The following is a 19335-nucleotide window of genomic DNA, read 5'->3' as shown; positions in this document are numbered from 1 at the left end:
GTACCAGTTGGTACCAACGACCGAGAAGGACCGTTTCGGCATGACCTCGACCCCCACCCCGCCGCTCGACGGGATCGGCTTCACGATCCCCAGCGAGCTCCGCGACGTGCTCGACCGCGTGCGCGCCTTCGTCGCCGAGGACGCGATCCCGGCCGAGGCCGAGCTCGCCGACCCGAACGACATCCTCGGCTCGTGGCAGGTCGTCGAACGGCTCCGCGACCGAGCCCGTGAACGCGGGATCTACGCCCCCGCCCTGCCCGAGGAATGGGGTGGCCTCGGGATCGGGGTGCTCGGGATGTCGTTGATCTCCCAGGAATGCGGGATCAGCGCGCTCGCCTCGCTCGGGCTCAACGCGATGGCCCCGGACGAAGGCAACATGCACACGCTGCTGCTGGCCGGGACCGACGCCCAGAAGGAGCAGTGGCTGCGCCCGCTCGCCGAGGGCAGGATCCGGTCGTGCTTCGCGATGACCGAGCCGGACGTGGCATCGTCGGATCCGACCAACCTCCGCACGACCGCCGTCCGCGACGGCGACGAGTGGGTCCTCAACGGCCGCAAGTGGTTCATCACCGGGGCCGAGGGCGCGTCGATCGCGATCGTCGTCGCGAAGACCGGCAATACCGACGGCGCCGGCCACCGCAACTACTCGCTGATCCTCGTCCCGACCGACACCCCGGGCTGGGAGATCGTCCGCGACCCGGGCCTGATCGGCGCCCACATGGTCGGCGGCCACCCCGAGATCCGCCTGACCGACGTCCGGGTCCCCGCCGCGAACCTGCTCGGCAACGAGGGCGAGGGCTTCGTGATCGCCCAGAAGCGGCTGGCCGGTGGCCGCCTCGCCCACGCGATGCGCTGGATCGGCGTCTCGCAGCGGGCGCTCGACCTGACCACCAAGCGTCTCGACGAGCGGCAGGCGTTCGGCGTCGACCTCTCGCAGCACCAGGCGCTCCAGTTCTTCGTCGCCGACAGCGCGATCGATCTCTACGCCTCGCGGCTGATGGTCCTCAACGCCGCCTGGAAGGTCGAGCACGGGCTCCCCCACCGCCAGGAGGTGGCGATGGTCAAGACCTTCGTCTCGGAGGCGTTCGGGCGGATCGTCGACCGCGCGGTCCAGGTCTTCGGGTCGCACGGGATCAGCACCGACGACTTCCCGATCGGCCAGTGGTACACCGACGCCCGCGCGGCCCGGATCTACGACGGGGCCAGCGAGGTCCACCGGATGACGATCGCCCGCACCTGCCTGCGGCTCGCGCGGGAGGGGCGCTCGACGGCGTCGGCCTGCGGCGGGTTCGACTGAGCGGGACAGCGTCGTCGCGCTCCGGGGGCGTCGGTCCCCCGGGGGGCGTCGGTCCCCGGGGCCAACGACGGCCCGGCGGGGCGCCGCGACCCGCGTTCGGCCCGCTCAGGCCCCGCGACGACGCCGGAGGGCGCCCCAGCCGTTGTCGATCAGCAGCGCCGCAGCGGCTCGCCAGGCCGGATCGCGCGGGTTCGGCGCCGCCCCGGCCCCGAGCCGGTGCAGCTGACGCGTGTGCCAGTAGAGGTCGATCGCGCTGTCGAGCTTGGCCACCCCGATCCGCTTCTCCCCCGCCGGCACCGCCGCCCGCGTGCCGTCGAGCAGCCCGGTCGGGCCGTCGGGCGCCAGCGCCAGCGGGCGACCGAGCCCGACCAGGTCGCAGGCGCCCGTCGCGACGGCGTCGCGCATCGCCGCCGCGCTGCGGAAGCCGCCGGTGACCATCAGCGGAACGCCGGGCACCCGCGAGCGCACCGTCTCCGCGTACTCCAGGAAGTAGGCCTCGCGCTGGCGCGTGCTCTCACGCTGCGCGACGCCGTCCATCATCGCCGGCGACTCGTAGGTGCCGCCGCTGATCTCGATCAGGTCGATCTGCTCGCCGGCCAACGCCTCGAGCACCGCCGCCGACTCCTCCTCGCTGAACCCGCCGCGCTGGAAGTCGGCCGAGTTGAGCTTGATCCCGACCGGGAACGCCGGACCGACCGCCGCGCGGGTCGCCCGCACCAGCTCGATCACGAACCGGCGACGGCGCTCGGCGTCGCCACCCCACTCGTCGTCGCGCAGGTTCGCGCGGGGCGACAGGAACTGCGAGATCAGGTAGCCGTGGGCGCCGTGCAGCTGGACCCCGTCGAAGCCCGCGCGCTGGACGATCTCCGCCGTGCGCGCGAAGCGGGCGATGATCTCCTCGATCTCGGCGGTCGTCAGCGCCCGCGGCGAGACGTACCCGGGGATCTTGGAGGCGACCGCGCTCGGCGCGACCGGTCGCGACCCACCGGCGAACCAGAGCGCCTGCCGGCCAGGATGGTTGACCTGGACCCAGATCTGCGCGCCGTTGGCCCCGGCGTGACCGGCGTCGGCCCAACGCCGCAGGCCGTCGAGGTCGCGGTCGTCCTCGACGACGACGTTGCGCGGCTCGCCGAGGTGGTGGCGATCGACCATCACGTTGCCGGTCAGGACCAGGCCCGAGCCGCCCTGGCTCCAGCGGGAGTAGAGCCGGTCGAGCTCCGGCGTCGGACGGTTCGCGCGGTCGGCCAGCTGCTCGCTGAGGGCCGCCTTCGCGACCCGGTTGGGCAGGACGGACCCGCACGGCAGGGTGAGCGGTGCGGCCAGCGTGACGGGCGTGGCGACGGTGTCGGACATCTGCTCTCTCGGCGAAGACGGCGGGTGGGCCGGCAGGACCGGCGATCGCCAGACCCTACTGGTCCGTAGGAACGCCCATCCGACCCCGCGAGCCCACCCCCGCCCCCAGGTCGACCCCGACCACCCGTCCGGTGGTCCCCACTACCGCACCGTGCACTGAGCACCGCTCCCGTACCGGCCCTTAGGATGCGGAGCACATGACGGTCCCGTCCCAGATCTTCAAGGCCTACGACATCCGCGGCATCGCCGGGGACGAGATCGACGCCGAGGTGGCCCACCGGATCGGTCGGGCGTTCGCCCGCGTGATCGCCGGGCTCGCCGAGAAGCCGGTCGCCGACGTCCGCGTCGTCGTCGGCCGCGACATGCGCCTCTCCGCCCCCGAGCTGGCCCGCGCCTACCGCGACGGGATCGTGCTCGAGGGTGCCTCGGTCGTCGACATCGGCCAGGTCGGGAGCGAGATGCTCTACTGGACCGTCGGCACGCGCGGCTTCGATGGCGGGCTGATGTGCACGGCCTCGCACAACCCCAAGGCCTACACCGGCGCCAAGCTGGTCGAGAAGGGCGCGCTCGCGCTCTCCGGCGAGCGCGGGATCGGCGACATCCGGGACCTCGCCCAGGGCGATCTCGGCGAGCCGCTCTCGGTCACCAGCGGCTCGGGTCCGGGCAGCGTCGAGGAGGAGGACGTCTACGTCGCCTTCCAGGCCGCCGCGCTCGAGTTCATCGACGCCGACGCGATCCGCCCGCTGAAGGTGGTCGTCGACGGCGGCAACGGGATGGCCGGGCCGATGGTCGGGCCGGTCCTCGACGGCCTCGGGCTCGACCTCGTCGCGACCTACTGGACCCCGGACGGGAACTTCCCCGACCACGAGCCCAACCCGCTGCTGCCCGAGAACCGCCAGTTCATCATCGACAAGGTGATCGCCGAGGGCGCCGATCTCGGGATCGCGTGGGACGGCGACGCCGACCGCTGCTTCTTCATCGACGACCAGGGGCGCTTCGTCGACGGCGACTTCCTGACCGCGCTGCTCGCCGAGTCGCTGGTCGAGAAGGCCCGGGCGGCGGGCAACGACGACCCGACGATCCTCTACGACTGCCGCGCCTCGCGGGCGGTCGCCGACACCGTCGCCGCGGCCGGCGGCACCGCCCTGATCAACCGCGTCGGGCACGCCTTCTTCAAGACGCGGATGCCGCAGACCGGCGCGATCTTCGGCGGCGAGGTCTCCGGCCACTACTACTTCGAGAAGTTCTCCAACGCCGACTCCGGCACGCTCCCGGCGCTGCTGCTGCTGGAGCTGCTCTCGGTCAGCGGCAAGAAGCTCAGCGAGCTCGTCGGCCGCTTCCACGAGCAGTACTTCATCTCCGGCGAGATCAACTCGACCGTCGACGACGCCGACGCCAAGATCGCCCTGATCGAGGAGCGCTACGCCGACGCGACGATCACCCACGTCGACGGCGTCTCGGTCGACTACGACGACTGGCACTTCAACGTCCGCAAGTCGAACACCGAGCCGCTGCTGCGGCTCTGCCTCGAGTCGCTGGTCTCGGTCGCCGACATGGAGCGGCGCCGTGACGAGGTCCTCGGCCTGATCCGCGGCTGAGCCGTCGCGACCTTGAGCACCGAACGATGAGCCCGCGCCGCACCGGCGGCCTCGAGTCGACCGCCGGGGCGCCACTCGGGCACCCGCTCGCTGCCGCCGCCGGGATCCACCCGATCTCGATCCCGACGCCGTTCCCGATCGGCCCCGTCACCGCCTGGCTGCTGGAGGCCGGCCCGCTGACCCTGATCGACACCGGTCCCGCCAGCGCCGAGGCGCTGACGGTGGTCGAGCGGCAGCTCGCCGAGCGCGGGCACCGGATCGAGGACCTGGAAGCCGTGGCGCTGACCCACGAGCACCCCGATCACCTCGGTCTCGCTTCGATCCTCGTCGAGCGGTCCGGGGCCGAGGTCGTCACGATCGACGCGCTGGTCGGCCGACTCTCCGACCCGACCGGCTACGGCGACCGCGAGACCGCGTTCATGTCGTCGTCGATGGTCCGCCACGGCGTCGCCCGCGAGATGGCCGTCGCGCTCTCCGGCATGCAGCGCACCCATCGCGCCTGGGCGGGTGGCTCGGTCACCGTCACCCGGCCCGTCCGCAGCGGCGAGCGGGTCGAGCTCGGCGGGTACGTCTTCGAGCTGCTCCTCCGCCCGGGACACAGCGTCACCGACACCCTCTTCGTCGACCACGAGCACGGAATCGTGATCGGCGGCGATCATCTCCTGTCGAGCGTCTCCTCGAATCCGCTGCTGGCCTGCGATCCCGCCCGGCTGGCGCCCGACCAGGCGGAGCCGCCCACGCCCGAGGACCGGGTCGCCGCCCTCCGCCACTACGTGGCGGGGATGCGGGCGACCGCGGAGCTCGCTCCCGCGGTGATCCTCGGCGGCCACGGCCCGGCGGTGACCGACGCCGTCGGGTTGGTCGCCGAGCGGCTCCGGATGCACGAGCGCCGCAAGGCCAAGATCCTCGGGCTGCTCGACGCCCCCGCCCCCAGCAGCGCCTTCGAGATCGCGCTGCGGATGTGGGGCGACACCGCCTGGAAGCAGCCGCTCCTCTGCATCTCCGAGGTGCTCGGCCACCTCGACCTGTTGCACGATGACGGTGCGGTCACGGCCGAGCGCGACGGCGACGTCGAACGCTGGTCGCCGGCCTGAGCGCCGGGTGGCCGCCGCCGGTAGCCGCCTGACCCTGTGGAGCCAGCCGGCCGGCCGGCGGAGGTTCAGACGGTCTGACGGCGAGCTGCCGTCACCCGACCGACGAAGCCCCGGTGGATCCGGTCGTCGCCGGTCAGCTCGGGGTGGAACGCATAGCCCTCGACCTGGCCGTGGCGCACGCCGACGACCGCGTCGTCGACCCGCGCGACGATCTCGACCGCGGGATCCAGCTCGATCACCTTCGGCGCCCGGATGAAGACGCCGTGGACCGGCCCGCCCTCGATCCCCGCCACGTCGAGATCGCTCTCGAAGCTGTGGATCTGCCGGCCGAACGCATTCCGCTCGCAGCGCAACGGCAGGGCGTCGAGGTGCAGCCGATCGAGCAGGATCAGCCCGGCGCAGGTCGCGAGCACCGGACGGCCGTCGGCGATCAACCGCCGCAACGGATCGCCGAGGCCCTCGCGCGCGATGCCCAGGGTCATCGTCGTGCTCTCGCCGCCGGGCAGGACCAGGCCGTCGAGGCCGTCGAGGCCCTCCGGCGTCCGCACCTCGCGGACGTCGGCGCCACACGCCCGCAGGAGGGCGGCGTGCTCGAGCACGCCGCCCTGGAGGGCCAGGATCCCGACGAGCGGCGCTACCACCCGCGGCCGGCGAGCAGCTGGTCCTCGCCGAGCTTGCGCGCCTCGAGGCTGTCCATCGCCTTGCCGAGGCCGGTCGAGGCCTCGACGAGCTTGGCCGCGTCGGCGAAGTGGGTCGTGGCCTGGACGACGGCGGCGGCACGGCCGGCCGGGTCCTCCGACTTGAAGATGCCGGAGCCGACGAAGACGGACTCGGCGCCGAGCTGCATCATCAGCGCGGCGTCGGCCGGGGTGGCGATCCCGCCGGCGGAGAAGAGCGGCACCGGCAGACGGCCGTTCTCTGCGACCCAGCGCACGAGCTCGAGCGGCGCCTGGTGGTCCTTGGCGGCCGTGGCGATCTCACCGCCGTCGAGGTTCGACAGGCGCTTGATCGCGCCGCGAATCGAACGGATGTGACGGACGGCCTCGACGACGTCGCCGGTCCCGGCCTCGCCCTTGGAGCGGATCATGCAGGCGCCCTCGGCGATCCGCCGCAGCGCTTCGCCCAGGTTGGTGGCGCCGCAGACGAACGGGACCTTGAACTCCCACTTGTCGATGTGGTTGGCCTCGTCGGCCGGGGTCAGGACCTCCGACTCGTCGATGTAGTCGACGTCGAGGGCCTCGAGGATCTGCGCCTCGACGAAGTGGCCGATCCGGGCCTTGGCCATGACCGGGATCGAGACCGCGGCCTGGATGCCCTGGATCATCTCGGGGTCGCTCATGCGGGCGACGCCGCCGTCGCGACGGATGTCCGACGGCACGCGCTCGAGCGCCATCACCGCGGTCGCCCCGGCCTGCTCGGCGATCTTCGCCTGCTCCGGATCGACGACATCCATGATCACGCCACCGCGGAGCATCTCCGCTAGGCCGGTCTTGACACGGGGTGTGGATTCGGCGCGCATCAGGCCACGAGTCTCCCACAGGCGCCCGCTCGGAGACCTCGCCGTAGCGTCGCATCCCGGACCGCGGCGAGCGACGGTTCGTGTGCAAATGCTCCGCTCCTCGATGAGCGGCTCGCCGAGGCGATCGCCTGGCGCGCTCGGGCCCGTCGGAGGGGGAAGCCGCCACTCCCCCGGCCCGACCCGCCGCCTACTTCAGGCGGTAGGCGCGAATCCGGTCGGCGCGGGCGCCGTCGTTGGCGTAGACGCCCTGGGCCATCGCCTGGAGCAGCGACAGCAGCGCCACGTGGGAGCGCACGAACGACGGGCTGTTGGACGAGTAGAAGAGCGAGTGCTGTGCGAGCTTCGCCGCCTCGGAGAGGGTCGCGTCGGTGATCGCGATCGTCTTCGCGCGACGGTGCCGGGCGAGCTGCAGCGAACGCACGACCAGAGGATGCGCGCGGCCGGCGGTGATGCCGATCAGGACGGCGTTCTCGTCCAGACGGGCGAGCCGGGCACGGCCCTCCTGGGCGTGGCTGGCGACGATGTCGGTCGGGATCCCGAGCAGCATCAGCAGGTGACGGAAGTAGGTGCCGAAGTACGCGACCTGGTCGGCCGCGACGATGATCACGCGGTCGGCCTTGCCGATGTCGTTGACGGCCGCCTCGAGCACGCTGCGCGAGAGGCGGCGGGCGGTCTCCTCGACCGCCAGGTGATCGGCGGCGATCGTCGCCTCGCCGGGGCTCTGGTCGAGGCCGAACAGCGGCTCATGGTCCGTTCCCGGGCTCGAGGCGCGGGCCTCGACGCGGCGACGGTACTCGTCGCGCGCCGCGTCCTGGAGGTCGGGGAAGCCGTGGAAGCCCAGCGCCTGGCTGAACCGGACCACCGTCGAGCTCGAGGTGTTCGCCCGCCGGGCGAGTTCCTCCGCGGTCTGGAACGCGACCTCGTCGAGATGATCGACGATGTACTGCGCGACATCCTTCTGCGAGCGGGAGAACTCGTCGAAACGCGACTGGATGTACTCCGTCAGCGTCTGATGATCGACGATGGGCGCGAGTGCTGTCGTGGAAGAGGAGGCCGTGCGCTTCATGGGCGCTGACTGGTTCGTCCCGGGGCGCGCTGTTCCTTCCCGATCGGCGAAGGATTGCGTTGGCGGGGCTCGCCTACCGGACGTTCGGCGCCCCGGGCGAACGTCGCCTCGCGGCCGGGCGCCGCTTGCGCCCTGGGCGGCGCCTGAGCCACGAGGCCAGGCGCCGGCCCGGGTTGACGGATAGGCCGGGCGGGGGTCGAACCCGCATCTGACGAATTATGAGTTCGCTGCTCTGACCATTGAGCTACCGGCCCGCTGAGGTGAGGACGCCTCGTCGGGAAGCCTGCCAGAGCCGCATGACCCCGTGCGGCACCCTCGCCGCCAGCCAGGCCAGCAGCCCGGGGCACGCAGGCGGGACCGCCGCGAGACGGACCTGTCCGCGACGTCGCGCCACTACGGGGAGACCCGAGCCAGCGACGGCTCCGGGACGGCGATCGCGTCTGCCTCACGGCGCGTCGCCCGCGTCAGGTAGAGCCGCAGCGCATGGGCCGGTGTCTCGGCGTCGATGGTCATCGCCGAGTCCCGCTGGACGGCACCCACGGCGTGGCGCGCGACGACGACGTAGTGGGTCCCCTCGCGTGCGAGCGTGATCGCCATCAGGGCCCCGTCCAGCAGGACCGCGACGTGCCAGGTTCCGGCGCCGGCGTCGCGCAGCGGCGGACACCACGCGATCGCGGTCGCCAGCTCGACCGGGCTCCGCGCCGTCCGCGCGCCGAGGACCAGCCGCGCCGCGGCCGGCGCGTCCATGTCGGCGATCGCCAACGGGCGACCCCCGCGCGGCCTGGTTCGCACGCCGGCGGCGGAAGCGGCGGCCAGGATCTCGTGCAGCAGGTCGTCGTCGGTCATCGACCGGATCCGCGCGGGAGCCTCGACGACACCGATCGTGATCGCCACGCCGTAGAGGTCGTCGAGCTGTCTGTCGGTGATGGCTACGCCGGGCTCCCGTCGTACGTCGATCCACGTCTCCGCCCGTGGACCGAGGCACACCCAGGCCCAAGGAAGGCGCCCGGACCGATGGCCAAGGACGAACCCGACTATAGACGATACGTCTCTAGACGCAACGTCTATGTTCGTCCTGATTTGTGCCAACTCTCGTCGCCTGGTGCCAGAACTGCACCAGACCAGACACGAAGCTCCGCATCGGGACCTGAACGACCGGACCAGAACATATGTTCGGACGACTTCATGCCCCCGCCGACCGGTGATCACCCACGATGCTCACAGCACTCATCGACCCCCTCGATCTCGACGTCCAGGTCCAGGGCGCCGTCCTGGTCCAGCTGCTCTCCACCTACCCCGCCTGGCACAGCGAGGACGAGCTCGTCGTCGCCGTCCTCGGCACCGATGGCGACTTCGCCGACCAGGACGATGCTCGGCGCGCCGTACGCGACCTCGTCGCCGCCGGCGTGCTTCACCGTCACGGCGGCTTCCTGTTGCCGACCCGTGCGACCGTCCGCTGCCACGAACTGCTCGACGACGCCGCGACGGTGCCGGCCGGATGACGGGCGGGTCGAAGACCGGCGTCGTCCCCGCGCGGGGACGACGCCGGGGCCAGCGCTACCGCGTGAGGTGGGTGGTCGGACGGTCGCCCACCGCGGGCTCCGCCGGCGGCCGGCTTGCCGTGTCGTCGACGAGGCCGAGGCGGACCTTCTGGCGGTCGACCTCCTCGAGTGCGCGCTCGTACTCCTCGATCGACCCGATCGGGCGCATCCAGCTCGGCATCCGGACGGCCGGCCGCGAGCGGCGGACCGATCGGGCAGGCGGCGCGACCGGCTCCGCCGCCGGGGCGGGGGCCGGGCGCTGCGCGACCAACCGCTGGTGCTCGGCGATCGCGTCCGCGAGCACGACGTCGGTGAGCGCCTCCTGCGAGGCCTCGATGCTGGCCTCGAGCTGTCGCTCGAGGATCCGCAGCTCACGGCCGCTGGCCGGGCGCGACCCACGGGCCGGCGCCTTCGTGAAGCGGTCCCAGGTCCGCGCGAACTGGAGGAAGCTCGTCCGCCCCCCACGTCGGTGGGCGGCCAGCATCGGACAGACGCCGCCGCTCCCGTCCGTATACGCACCGACGATGATCTGCTCGCTGCGCACGCCGTCGAGCATCGCTCGGCGGGTCTGCAGCGGAAGGCAGTCGATCGTGCGGCGAAGGTCGTGGATGGCGGAGCTACGTGACATGGGCGTTCCCGACGGGTCGGTCGAACGTGCGCGCTCGCGTAGAGTGCGCAACGGCGGCACTACCCACGGTAGGTCCTGTCGCCCTGGCATACAACGGCCTGCGCGCCGCTGAACGGGAGATTGCAGCATGAAGCTCGGCATCCAACTCGGGTACTGGGGCCTTGGCCTCACCAGCCAGGACCAGCTCGACATCGTTCTCGAGGCCGAGCGCCTCGGCTACGACTCGGTCTTCTGCGCCGAGGCCTACGGGTCGGACTCGGTCTCGATCCTCGGGTGGCTGGCCGGCCAGACGTCGACGATCAAGATCGGCTCGGCGATCATGCAGCTGCCCGCCCGCTCGGCGGCGATGACGGCGATGACCGCGGCGACGCTCGACAACCTCACCGACGGCCGCTTCATCCTCGGCCTCGGGACGTCCGGGCCGCAGGTCGCGGAGGGCTGGCACGGTCAGCGCTTCGGGCGTCAGCTCCTGCGCACCCGCGAGTACGTCGCGGTCGTGCGGAAGGCACTCGCTCGCGAGCGGCTCGAGTTCCACGGCGAGACCATCGACCTGCCGCTGCCGGACGGCCCGGGCAAGGCCCTCAAGCTGACGATCACCCCGGTCCAGGAGCGGATCCCGATCTACCTGGCGGCGATCGGGCCGAAGAACACCGAGCTGGTCGGGGAGATCGCCGACGGCCTGCTGCCGATGATGTTCAGCCCCGAGCACGCCGACGTCGCCCTCTCGTCGCTCTACGCGGGGATCGAGAAGGCCGGACGCTCGCGGGACGAGGTCGCGGTCTGCCCGAGCGTCAGCTTCCACATCGGCGAGGACCCGGACGGCGCCGCCGAGGGGATGCTCCGTGCAGGCACCGCCCTCTACGTCGGCGGGATGGGCTCGCGGGAGAAGAACTTCTACAACGCGGCCGTCACCCGTTACGGGTTCGGCGACGCGGCCAAGGAGATCCAGGACCTGTTCCTCGACGGCAAGCGCGCCGAGGCGATGGCCGCGATCCCGGACGAGCTGCTCGACGCGGTCTCGCTCTTCGGCAGCCGCGAGCACGTCACCGAGCGGCTGCGGGCGCACCGCGATGCCGGGGTCCACACCCTCATCGCCACCCCCACGACGGTGACCAGGGACGGCCGGATCGCGCAGCTGCGCGAGCTGGCCGCAGCCGCCGAGGCGATGTGAGCCACGGCGGTCCGGGTACACGGGGAGCGCACGTCGCTCCCCGCTCCGCCTCGTCATCGAGGCTCCTGCTCGGCGCGTTCGGGGATCCCGGCCACGCGTTCCCGATCATGGCCCTCGGCCGGCGCCTCGCCGAGCGCGGCAACGAGGTCTGGGTCCAGACCTGGACGCGCTGGCAGGATGACGTCGAGGCCGCGGGGCTGCACTTCGCCCCCGCCCCCGAGTACCGCACCTTCCCCCAGCTGGGCGAGGAGCCGCTGAAGCCGTACGCCGCGGTCCGACGGGCGGCGATCGACACGATCCCGCTGGTCGAGGAGGTCCGTCCCGACGCGATCGTGGCCGACATCCTGACCCTCGGACCCGCGCTCGCCGGCGAACGCTGCGGAGTTCCCGTCGCGACCCTGATCCCGCACCTCGACCCACGGACCGAGCCGGGCTGGCCGCCCTTCTCGTCGGGCGCTCGGCCCGCCAGCAGTCGCGTGGGCAAGGCGCTCTGGCGGGGCATGGGCGCGCTCGTCGACCGCTCGCTCGAGATCGGGCGACGGGAGCTGAACGAGGTCCGTGCGCACGTCGGGCTACCGCCGGTGCCGGGCCACCACGGGGGCATCAGCCGGGAGCTCGTGCTCGTCGGCTCGGTACCCCAACTGGACTACCCGCGGCACCACCGGTCGCCCAACACCCACACGGTCGGGCCGTTCGTCTGGGAGCCCCCGTCCGAGCCCGTGGCCCTGCCTCCCGGCGACGACCCGCTGGTCGTGGTCGCGCCGTCGACCTCGCAGGATCCGGACGGCCACCTGTTGCGCGCGGCGCTCCGCGGCCTCGCCGACGCCCCTGTCCGAGTCCTCGCCGCCGAGAACCGCACCAGTGCCGCGGCGACCGCCCGGCTTCCCCGGCTCGACGTCCCCGACAACGCCCGGCTCGTGCCGTGGATGTCCTACTCGCAGGTGATGCCCGCCGCCGACGTGATCGTCTGCCACGCCGGGCACGGAACCCTGTTGCGCGCGCTGGCCTACGGCAAGCCCGTGATCGCGATCCCGGCCGGGGGCGACATGTTCGAGAACGCAGCGCGGCTGGCGTGGTCGGGGGCCGGGATCCGGCTCCCGCGGCGGTTGGCCGGCCCGCGCGCGCTCGGGGCCGCGGTGATGGAGGCCGTCCGCGATCCCTCCTACGCCGAACGGGCGCGCGAGATCGCCGACTGGGTCGCGCAGGGCGACGGTGCCGACCGTGCCGCCCCGCTCGTCGAAGCGCTGGCCCAGGCGCGCCGCGGCTGAGCGGACGGCGCAGCGGACCGATGGTCGAGGAGCCCCGGAAACGCCCGTGAGGACTGGCCGTCGCGGCGGCCAGGCCGTCGCTCGAGCCGCGCTGCGGCCGACCAGACGGTGCGAGACGTCGCGCGGAGGCCAGATCGCGTACCATGCCCGGGGCGTTCCGGGGTAGCTCAATGGCAGAGCATTCGACTGTTAATCGAAGGGTTGTGGGTTCGAGTCCCACCCCCGGAGCCTAGGAACGGAAGCCCAGTCGACGACTGGGCTTCCGTCGTTCTGGGGCGTCGGCGGCGCCTCCCCTGCTCCGGGTGGCTCGATCGCTCCAGGGCGTACGATCCCGCGATGCGCCGTCCCACGCTCAGCATCCTCGCCGCCGTCGTCGGGTCCGCTGCGGCGCTCGGGCTGGTGGCCGTGCCGGGTGCCGAGGCCGCGCGGACGTTGCGCTGCCCGATGCCGCCGATCGACGGTGCCGGCTATTTCGGGCTCTCGGTCCGCGGGACCACCTGCAAGACCGGCAAGGCGATCATCGGCGAGATCCAGTGGCGCCGGACGACGGTCGTCGACCGCCGCCACTTCACGGTCCGCGTCGGGCGATCGACCTGGCGCTGCCGGATCAGCCACCCCGCCCGTGAGCAGACCCGCGAGACCTGCTCCCGCGGGGCGGCGCGCGCCTGGCTGCTGCGCGGGGCCTGAACCCGTAGTCACGTCGGCGGGGCAGCCCGCCCGGATACCTCGGCCGTGGGTCGCGACGGTGTGCGGCCAGCCGGGTTCCGCAGACCCTAGGACAACCGGCGCGGGCCCTTGAGCAGCTCACCGAGACCGAGGTCGATGCGCCGCTGCAAGTCCAGCCGGCGCCGGATCAGGTCGCCGGTCCCGTCCGGGCGGCCGAAGCGGATCGCCTGCGTCACGGTCCCCAGCTCCAGTCGCAGACCGGCCAGCTCCGCCGCGGCAACCGACGGGTGCTCGACCTGCGCGGCCAAGCGGCCGATCAGGTCGAGGACCATCCGGACGGACTCGTTGGCGGGCGCCGGCGGCTGCCCGGCACTGAGCGCCTCCCGCAGGGCCGCGGCCGCATGGCGGTGCGGGTCGTGCGCGATCAGCCGCCCGATCTGGGCGTCGTCGAGCAACGCGGCCGCCCCCGGCCCGGCCGCCTGGCACTCGGCCAGGAACGCCAGCTCCGCACGCGCCACGTCCTCCATCCCGCCCGCGGAGGGCACGAAGGTCGGCGGGGCCGGGTTCGGCCCCCCGGGACCCGAACGGCCTCCACCGCCGCCGCCGAAGCCACCACCGCCGCCAAAGCCCTGACCGCCGTAGCCCTGGCTCCCCGATCCGCCGGAGCCCGACCCCCGGCCCCCCGCACCACCGGCGTCGCCCGAGCCGGAGCCCGTTCCACGGCCCCCGCCGCCGGACGACGGCCCCCGTCCCCCACCGCCACCCGAGCTGCTGCCGCGGACCGGCGCCGGTGCGCGGGTCGCGCCGTGGTCGATCAACGAGCCGAGCACTTGCGGGTCCAGCCGCAGCCGACCGGCCGCGTCGGCCAGCAGCTCCATCCGCAGCACCCCCGGCGGCGTCTGGCCGAAGACCGGTCGCAGGGCGTCGATCGCCTCGTCCTTGCCCTCCGCCGTCGACAGGTCGGCCTGGTCGAGCACGTGGCCGACATGGAAGCGGGCGAGCGCGATCGGCTCGGCGAAGGCCGACCGGATCGCGTCGCTGCCCCGCTTGATCAGCAGGTCGGCCGGGTCCATCCCGTCCGGCAGCAGCACCACCCGCAGCTGGAGCCCGCTGCCGGCCGCCAGCTGCGCCGCCCGCAGCATCGCCTCACGCCCGGCCCGGTCGGCGTCGAGCGCCAGGATCACCGAGGGCGCCAACCGCCCGAGCGCCTGGACCTGGTTCGGCGTCAGCGCGGTCCCCATCAGGCCCACGGCGTTGGTCAGACCGGACTGGTGCAGGGCGATCACGTCGGTGTAGCCCTCGCAGAGGATCACCTCGCCGGACCGGGCGGCGTGCTTGCGCGCCATGTGCGCGGCGAACAGGTGGTGGCCCTTGTGGTAGACGGGCCCGTCGGACGAGTTGACGTACTTCGGCTTCTGGTCGGCCCCGATCGCGCGCGCGCCGAAGCCCATGATCCGGCCGCGGTGGTCCGCCAGCGGGAAGGTGATCCGCCGCCGGAAGCGATCGAAGACGCGGGAGTGGTTGTCGTGCTTGCGCTGCACGATCCCCGCGGCCAGCATCTCGTCCTCGCTGTAGCCGGCGTGCCGCGAACCGATCAGGACCCGGTCCCAGGCGCTCGGGGCGTAGCCGACCCGGAACTCGCGGAGGACGGCGGGATCGAGGCCGCGACGCTGCAGCTCGTCCCGGGCGGGCTGGGCCTCCGGGGACTCCCACAGCTGCCGCTCGTAGTAGCGGTTGGTGCGGTCCAGCAGCTCGAGCAGCCGCCGTTCGCGCTTCCGCCGCTCGGCGGTCTGCGGATCCTCCTCCTCGGTCTTCAGCTCGATCCCGGCACGGTCGGCCAGCAGCTGCACGGCGTCGGTGAACTCGACCCCCTCGGTCAGCTCGACGTACTTGAAGAGGTCACCGCCCTCGCCGCAGCCGAAGCAGTGGAAGAGCTTCTCGTCGACGTTGACCGAGAACGACGGCGTGCGCTCGTCGTGGAACGGGCAGAGGCCGGTCATCCGGCCGGTGCCGGCGCGGCGTAGCTCGACGCGCTGCTCGACGAGCCCGGCGAAGTCGATGGCGTCGCGGATCCGGTCGAGATCCTCTCGGGCGTAACGGGCCACGGTCGCTCGCTCAGCCCGCGTGGACGCGCGGGATCACGAGATCGCGGTAGGCCCGCAGCGCGTAGCGATCGGTCATTCCGGCGACCCAGTCGGTCGCCCGCTGCAGCGGGTCGGCGTGCGGATCCGCGTCACGCTGGACGTGGTACTGGTCCCAGCCGCCGTCGTCGATCCCCAACGGCAGCCGGACGGCGCCGTCGGCCGCGGTCTCGCCGTCCCCTGCGTGCTCGAGGTGGTGCTCGAACAGCGTGCGGACCAGGTCGTGCGCACGGCGATGCTGGTCGCGGGCATCCGGAGCCAGGTAGACGTGCTCGAACATCCACGTCCGCAGCTCGTCCATCGCCTGCCCCGCCGCGTCGCCCTGGGCGATGTCGCCCCGCTCGCGCGAGGTCACGACGAGATCCTGGACCAGCCGGTCGATCCGTCGTGACGGGGTCGCACCGAGCTCCCGGATCGGCCCGCCGGGCAGGTCGCGCTCCTTGAGGACCCCGGCCCGGATCGCGTCGTCGATGTCGTGGTTGAGGTAGGCGATCCGGTCGACGATCCGGACGATCCGGCCCTCGAGGGTGCGCGGCATCGGCGCCCGCCCCGAGTGACCGGCGATCCCGTCGAGCACGCTCGCGCTGAGGTTCAGCGCCCGGCCGCCGGCCTCGCGGACGGCGCTCGGCGGATCCTCCAGCACGGTCACGATCCGGATCGAGTGCTCCCAGTGGCGGAAGCTGCGCCCGTGGGGCTGGAGGCAGGCGTCGAGCGCGTCCTCGCCGATGTGCCCGAACGGCGCATGGCCGAGGTCGTGGGCGAGCCCGACCGCCTCGACGAGGTCCTCGTTCAGCTCCAGCGCGCGGGCGACGGTCCGCGCGATCCCGGTCACCTCGAGGGTGTGGGTCAGACGGGTGCGGTAGTGATCGCCCTCCGGCGCGAGGAAGACCTGGGTCTTGTGCTTCAGCCGCCGGAAGGCCTTGCTGTGGACCACGCGGTCACGGTCGCGTTGCAGCGGCGTACGGAGCGGGCACTCGGTCTCCTCCGCGGCCCGGTTGCTCGGCCAGGTGCGGGCGGCCGACGGTGCGAGGAAGGTCTCCTCGAACGCCTGCCGCCGCGCGTGGGGATCACCGAGTGACGTGGCGACGGAGGGCATCCTCTCGATTGTCGCACTCGCCGGACGGGCGCCGAGGTCCGCGGGGCGCGGGGCGCGGGGCCCACCCACCGAACGGTCGGGGATCCGCTCGAATGGGGCGGGGCGTGGCGGGGGCCCGAGCGCTACGGCGATCGGGGCCCGCGCCGCGGGCCGGACCCTCGCCCACTCCCACCCCGCCTCCGCCCGTTGCCCTAGGGCCGCGGGCTCGCGACCGCCGCCTGCGCGGCGGCGACCCGGGCGATCGGCACCCGGAACGGTGAGCACGACACGTAGTCGATCCCGGAGTCCTGGAAGAACGCGATCGAGTCGGGGTCGCCGCCGTGCTCGCCGCAGACCCCGAGCTTGAGGTCCTGGCGGGTCGAGCGGCCGAGCCAGGCGCCCATCCGCAGCATCTGGCCGACGCCGGGAGCATCGATCGTCTCGAACGGCGAGCGATCGAAGATCTGCGCCTCGACGTAGCGGTCGAGGATCTTGCCCTCGATGTCGTCACGGCTGAAGCCGAGCCCGGTCTGCGTCAGGTCGTTGGTGCCGAAGCTGAAGAAGTCGGCATGGTCGGCGATCCGGTCGGCGAGGAAGCAGGCCCGCGGCAGCTCGATCATCGTGCCGACGAGGTAGTCCTCCCCCGCCCGCAGGCCGTGCTCCTCGCCCGCCCGCTCGACGACCGCGCGCATCAGCTCGAGCTCGCGCTCGTAGTCGACCAGCGGGATCATCACCTCGAGGCGCGGCGCGGCGGCGCCACCCTCGCGAACCGCCACGGCCGCAGCGAAGATCGCCCGCGCCTGCATCTCGTAGATCTCCGGGAAGAGGATCCCGAGCCGCACGCCGCGGGTCCCGAGCATCGGGTTGACCTCACCGAGCTGGTCGACCCGTTCGATCTCGACCTGGAGCGCCGCGGTGTCCTTGCCCGCGTGCTGGGCGGCGATCAGCTCCCGCTCCAGCTCGATCCGCTGCGGCAGGAACTCGTGCAGCGGCGGGTCGAGCAGCCGGATCGTCACGGGCAGGCCGTGCATCGCCGCGAACAGCCCCTCGAAGTCCGCCTGTTGGAGCGGCAGCAGCTCGGCCAGCGCCGCCCGACGGTCGTCCTCGTTGTCGGCCATGATCATCGCCCGCATCTTCGGCTGACGGTCCTCGGCCATGAACATGTGCTCGGTCCGGCAGAGGCCGATCCCCTCGGCCCCGAACTCGCGGGCCCGGACGGCGTCCTCGGGCGTATCGGCGTTGGTCCGGACGCCCAGCTCGCGCAGCTCGTCGGCCCACTCGAGGACCGTCTCGAAGTAGCGGTCGACCTCGGCCTCGACCAGCGGCACGTCGTCGGTCGTCACGATCCCGGTCGAGCCGTCGAGCACCAGCAGGTCGCCACCACGGGCGATCACGGTGCCCTTGGCGCCGGCCGGGCCGTCGGTGGCGAGGCGGATCTCGCGCGCCTTGGCGTCGATCTCCAGCGCGCTGACGCCGGAGACGCACGGCCGGCCCATCCCGCGGGCGACGAGCGCGGCGTGGCTGGCCTTGCCGCCCTCGCTGGTGAGGATCCCCTTGGCGGCGTGGAAGCCGGCGACGTCCTCGGCCTCGGTGAAGCGGCGGGCGAGGATCACGGCCTCGCCGCGGCCCGCGGCCTCGACCGCCTCGTGGGCGCTGAAGACCACGTGGCCCTTGGCCGCGCCGGGCGAGGCGTTGACGCCGCGCGCGATCACCGCGAAGTCGGCCTGCGGATCGAAGGTCGGGTGCAGGAGCGCGTCGAGCTTGTCGGCCTCGATCGTCCGCAGCGCGGCGCCCTTGCCGAGCAGCCCCTCGCTGACCGCGTCGACGGCGAACCGGACGGCGGCCTGGGCGGGACGCTTGGCGTTGCGCGTCTGCAGCATGTACAGACGCCCCTCCTCGATCGTGAACTCGGTGTCCTGCATGTCCCCGTAGTGCCGCTCGAGGGTCCGCAGGATCACCATCAGCTCGGTGTAGGCCTTCGGCATCACCCGCTGGAGGTCGGCGATGTCCTGGGTGTTGCGGACGCCGGAGACGACGTCCTCGCCCTGGGCGTTGACGAGGAAGTCGCCGGACGGCTCGGGCTCGCCGGTGACCTCGTCACGGCTGAAGGCGACGCCGGAGCCGGACGTCTCGCCCTTGTTGCCGAAGACCATCTGCTGGACGTTGACCGCGGTGCCCCAGTCCTCGGGGATCCGGTGGAGGCGTCGGTAGGCGATCGCGCGATCGCCGGTCCAGGAGTCGAAGACGGCCCGGATCGCGCCGTCGAGCTGGACGGCCGGGTCCTGCGGGAACGGCTCGCCGGTGTGGTCGGCGTAGATCGCCTTGAAGCGCCCGGTCAGGTCGCGCAGCGCGGCCTCGTCGAGGTCGGTGTCGAGCGTGACGCCGAGCTCCCGCTTGAGCGCGTCGATCTCGGCCTCGATCCGCTCGCCGGGCACGCCGCGGACGACGTTGGCGTACATCTGGACGAAGCGGCGGTACGAGTCCCAGGCGAACCGGGGGTTCGACGTGCGGGCGGCGAGGCCCTCGACCGACTCGTCGGTCAGGCCGAGGTTGAGGACCGTGTCCATCATTCCCGGCATCGACTCGCGGGCGCCCGAGCGCACCGACACCAGCAGCGGATCGCTGCCGTCGCCGAGCCGCTTGCCCGTCAGCCGCTCCAGACGGGCCAGCGCACCGCGGACCTGGTCCTCGAGGCCGGCGGGGTGGGTCCGCTCGGCGCGCATGTAGGCGACGCAGGCCTCGGTGGTGATCGTGAACCCGGCCGGCACACGTCCGCTCCCGAGGATCCGCGTCATCTCGGCGACGTTCGCGCCCTTGCCGCCCAGCAGGTCCCGTTGCTCCTTCGACCCTTCGGAGAAGTCGTATACCCAGGTGAGATCTTCGCTCATGAGGAAGCGCATGGTAGTGACCGTCCAAGA

16 protein-coding genes and 2 tRNA genes are annotated in these 19335 nt (G+C 72.7%); 8 read left to right on the top strand and 10 right to left on the bottom strand.

The genetic code is table 11. The annotated features are described in order from the left end of the window. Window positions 1-40 precede the first annotated feature (40 nt). Window positions 41-1297 (top strand): acyl-CoA dehydrogenase family protein, encoded by a 1257-nt coding sequence (locus ACVUH9_RS04410; RefSeq protein WP_475754321.1) that lies wholly within the window; start codon window positions 41-43, stop codon window positions 1295-1297. A gap of 105 nt (window positions 1298-1402) precedes the next feature. On the opposite strand, the gene ACVUH9_RS04405 is transcribed toward ACVUH9_RS04410, so the two are convergent. Then, window positions 1403-2650: an NADH:flavin oxidoreductase/NADH oxidase family protein gene (locus tag ACVUH9_RS04405; protein WP_475754319.1), complete on the bottom strand. Its 1248-nt coding sequence runs from the start codon at window positions 2648-2650 to the stop codon at window positions 1403-1405. Between the two features lie 197 nt (window positions 2651-2847). Here ACVUH9_RS04405 and ACVUH9_RS04400 point away from each other — a divergent pair, with 197 nt between their 5' ends. Together ACVUH9_RS04400 and ACVUH9_RS04395 are read left to right on the top strand one after the other, a co-directional pair. Next, complete coding sequence (locus ACVUH9_RS04400) at window positions 2848-4248, top strand: phosphomannomutase/phosphoglucomutase (RefSeq protein WP_475754317.1); 1401 nt, start codon at window positions 2848-2850, stop codon at window positions 4246-4248. 26 nt (window positions 4249-4274) lie between these two features. Continuing rightward, the gene (locus ACVUH9_RS04395; RefSeq protein WP_475754315.1) at window positions 4275-5342 is read left to right on the top strand and encodes an MBL fold metallo-hydrolase; all 1068 of its coding nucleotides are present in this window, start codon (window positions 4275-4277) and stop codon (window positions 5340-5342) included. A 65-nt stretch (window positions 5343-5407) separates the two neighbouring features. Here ACVUH9_RS04395 and pdxT read toward each other — a convergent pair whose 3' ends face one another. The 5 genes from pdxT to ACVUH9_RS04370 form a co-directional block, all read right to left on the bottom strand. Further along, window positions 5408-5983 carry a pyridoxal 5'-phosphate synthase glutaminase subunit PdxT gene (gene pdxT / locus ACVUH9_RS04390; protein WP_475754313.1) on the bottom strand — a complete coding sequence of 192 codons (576 nt, stop codon included), beginning with the start codon at window positions 5981-5983 and terminating at the stop codon, window positions 5408-5410. Next, window positions 5977-6861, bottom strand: a complete 885-nt coding sequence (gene pdxS, locus ACVUH9_RS04385; protein WP_475754311.1) for a pyridoxal 5'-phosphate synthase lyase subunit PdxS — start codon at window positions 6859-6861, stop codon at window positions 5977-5979. Before pdxS ends, pdxT begins: the two co-directional genes overlap by 7 nt. 187 nt (window positions 6862-7048) lie before the next feature. Next, window positions 7049-7927: a MurR/RpiR family transcriptional regulator gene (locus tag ACVUH9_RS04380; protein WP_475754309.1), complete on the bottom strand. Its 879-nt coding sequence runs from the start codon at window positions 7925-7927 to the stop codon at window positions 7049-7051. A 181-nt stretch (window positions 7928-8108) separates the two neighbouring features. Continuing rightward, window positions 8109-8181, bottom strand: a tRNA-Ile gene (locus ACVUH9_RS04375). Between the two features lie 139 nt (window positions 8182-8320). Further along, window positions 8321-8821, bottom strand: a complete 501-nt coding sequence (locus ACVUH9_RS04370) for a hypothetical protein (RefSeq protein WP_475754308.1) — start codon at window positions 8819-8821, stop codon at window positions 8321-8323. A 320-nt stretch (window positions 8822-9141) separates the two neighbouring features. Between ACVUH9_RS04370 and ACVUH9_RS04365 the strand changes: the two genes are divergently transcribed. After that, window positions 9142-9429: a hypothetical protein gene (locus ACVUH9_RS04365; protein ID WP_475754306.1), complete on the top strand. Its 288-nt coding sequence runs from the start codon at window positions 9142-9144 to the stop codon at window positions 9427-9429. 55 nt (window positions 9430-9484) lie between these two features. On the opposite strand, the gene ACVUH9_RS04360 is transcribed toward ACVUH9_RS04365, so the two are convergent. Beyond that, entirely contained in the window at window positions 9485-10096 is a 612-nt protein-coding gene (locus ACVUH9_RS04360) for a hypothetical protein (RefSeq protein WP_475754304.1), read from the bottom strand. A 127-nt stretch (window positions 10097-10223) separates the two neighbouring features. Between ACVUH9_RS04360 and ACVUH9_RS04355 the strand changes: the two genes are divergently transcribed. The 4 genes from ACVUH9_RS04355 to ACVUH9_RS04340 all read left to right on the top strand — a co-directional run bounded on the left by ACVUH9_RS04355 (window position 10224) and on the right by ACVUH9_RS04340 (window position 13222). After that, window positions 10224-11267, top strand: coding sequence for an LLM class F420-dependent oxidoreductase (locus tag ACVUH9_RS04355; RefSeq protein WP_475754303.1), 1044 nt, complete (start codon window positions 10224-10226; stop codon window positions 11265-11267). Window positions 11268-11374: 107 nt separating this feature from the next. Beyond that, complete coding sequence (locus ACVUH9_RS04350; protein WP_475754301.1) at window positions 11375-12535, top strand: glycosyltransferase; 1161 nt, start codon at window positions 11375-11377, stop codon at window positions 12533-12535. A gap of 156 nt (window positions 12536-12691) precedes the next feature. Further along, window positions 12692-12763, top strand: a tRNA-Asn gene (locus ACVUH9_RS04345). A 108-nt stretch (window positions 12764-12871) separates the two neighbouring features. After that, entirely contained in the window at window positions 12872-13222 is a 351-nt protein-coding gene (locus ACVUH9_RS04340) for a hypothetical protein (protein WP_475754299.1), read from the top strand. 86 nt (window positions 13223-13308) lie between these two features. Here ACVUH9_RS04340 and dnaG read toward each other — a convergent pair whose 3' ends face one another. From dnaG to ppdK, 3 genes are all read right to left on the bottom strand, one after another. Continuing rightward, window positions 13309-15306: a DNA primase gene (dnaG, locus tag ACVUH9_RS04335; RefSeq protein ID WP_475754298.1), complete on the bottom strand. Its 1998-nt coding sequence runs from the start codon at window positions 15304-15306 to the stop codon at window positions 13309-13311. Between the two features lie 10 nt (window positions 15307-15316). Further along, a complete protein-coding gene (gene dgt / locus ACVUH9_RS04330; RefSeq protein WP_475754296.1) occupies window positions 15317-16438 on the bottom strand; it encodes a dGTP triphosphohydrolase in 1122 nt (373 codons plus the stop codon). A 191-nt stretch (window positions 16439-16629) separates the two neighbouring features. Beyond that, window positions 16630-19305: a pyruvate, phosphate dikinase gene (gene ppdK / locus ACVUH9_RS04325; protein WP_475754293.1), complete on the bottom strand. Its 2676-nt coding sequence runs from the start codon at window positions 19303-19305 to the stop codon at window positions 16630-16632. Window positions 19306-19335 lie beyond the last annotated feature (30 nt).

This window comes from Patulibacter ginsengiterrae, from assembly GCF_056269115.1.
The sequence above is the reverse complement of the archived record's forward strand: the minus strand, read 5'-3'. Positions and strand labels throughout refer to the sequence as shown.

Excerpts from the sequence above, each read along its gene's own strand:
- ACVUH9_RS04410 (WP_475754321.1), top strand. The coding sequence starts at position 41 with ATGACCTCGACCCCCACCCCGCCGCTCGACGGGATCGGCTTCACGATC.
- ACVUH9_RS04405 (WP_475754319.1), bottom strand. The coding sequence starts at position 2,650 with ATGTCCGACACCGTCGCCACGCCCGTCACGCTGGCCGCACCGCTCACC.
- ACVUH9_RS04400 (WP_475754317.1), top strand. The coding sequence starts at position 2,848 with ATGACGGTCCCGTCCCAGATCTTCAAGGCCTACGACATCCGCGGCATC.
- ACVUH9_RS04395 (WP_475754315.1), top strand. The coding sequence starts at position 4,275 with ATGAGCCCGCGCCGCACCGGCGGCCTCGAGTCGACCGCCGGGGCGCCA.
- pdxS (WP_475754311.1), bottom strand. The coding sequence starts at position 6,861 with ATGCGCGCCGAATCCACACCCCGTGTCAAGACCGGCCTAGCGGAGATG.
- ACVUH9_RS04380 (WP_475754309.1), bottom strand. The coding sequence starts at position 7,927 with ATGAAGCGCACGGCCTCCTCTTCCACGACAGCACTCGCGCCCATCGTC.
- ACVUH9_RS04365 (WP_475754306.1), top strand. The coding sequence starts at position 9,142 with ATGCTCACAGCACTCATCGACCCCCTCGATCTCGACGTCCAGGTCCAG.
- ACVUH9_RS04360 (WP_475754304.1), bottom strand. The coding sequence starts at position 10,096 with ATGTCACGTAGCTCCGCCATCCACGACCTTCGCCGCACGATCGACTGC.
- ACVUH9_RS04355 (WP_475754303.1), top strand. The coding sequence starts at position 10,224 with ATGAAGCTCGGCATCCAACTCGGGTACTGGGGCCTTGGCCTCACCAGC.
- ACVUH9_RS04350 (WP_475754301.1), top strand. The coding sequence starts at position 11,375 with ATGGCCCTCGGCCGGCGCCTCGCCGAGCGCGGCAACGAGGTCTGGGTC.
- ACVUH9_RS04340 (WP_475754299.1), top strand. The coding sequence starts at position 12,872 with ATGCGCCGTCCCACGCTCAGCATCCTCGCCGCCGTCGTCGGGTCCGCT.
- dgt (WP_475754296.1), bottom strand. The coding sequence starts at position 16,438 with ATGCCCTCCGTCGCCACGTCACTCGGTGATCCCCACGCGCGGCGGCAG.
- ppdK (WP_475754293.1), bottom strand. The coding sequence starts at position 19,305 with ATGAGCGAAGATCTCACCTGGGTATACGACTTCTCCGAAGGGTCGAAG.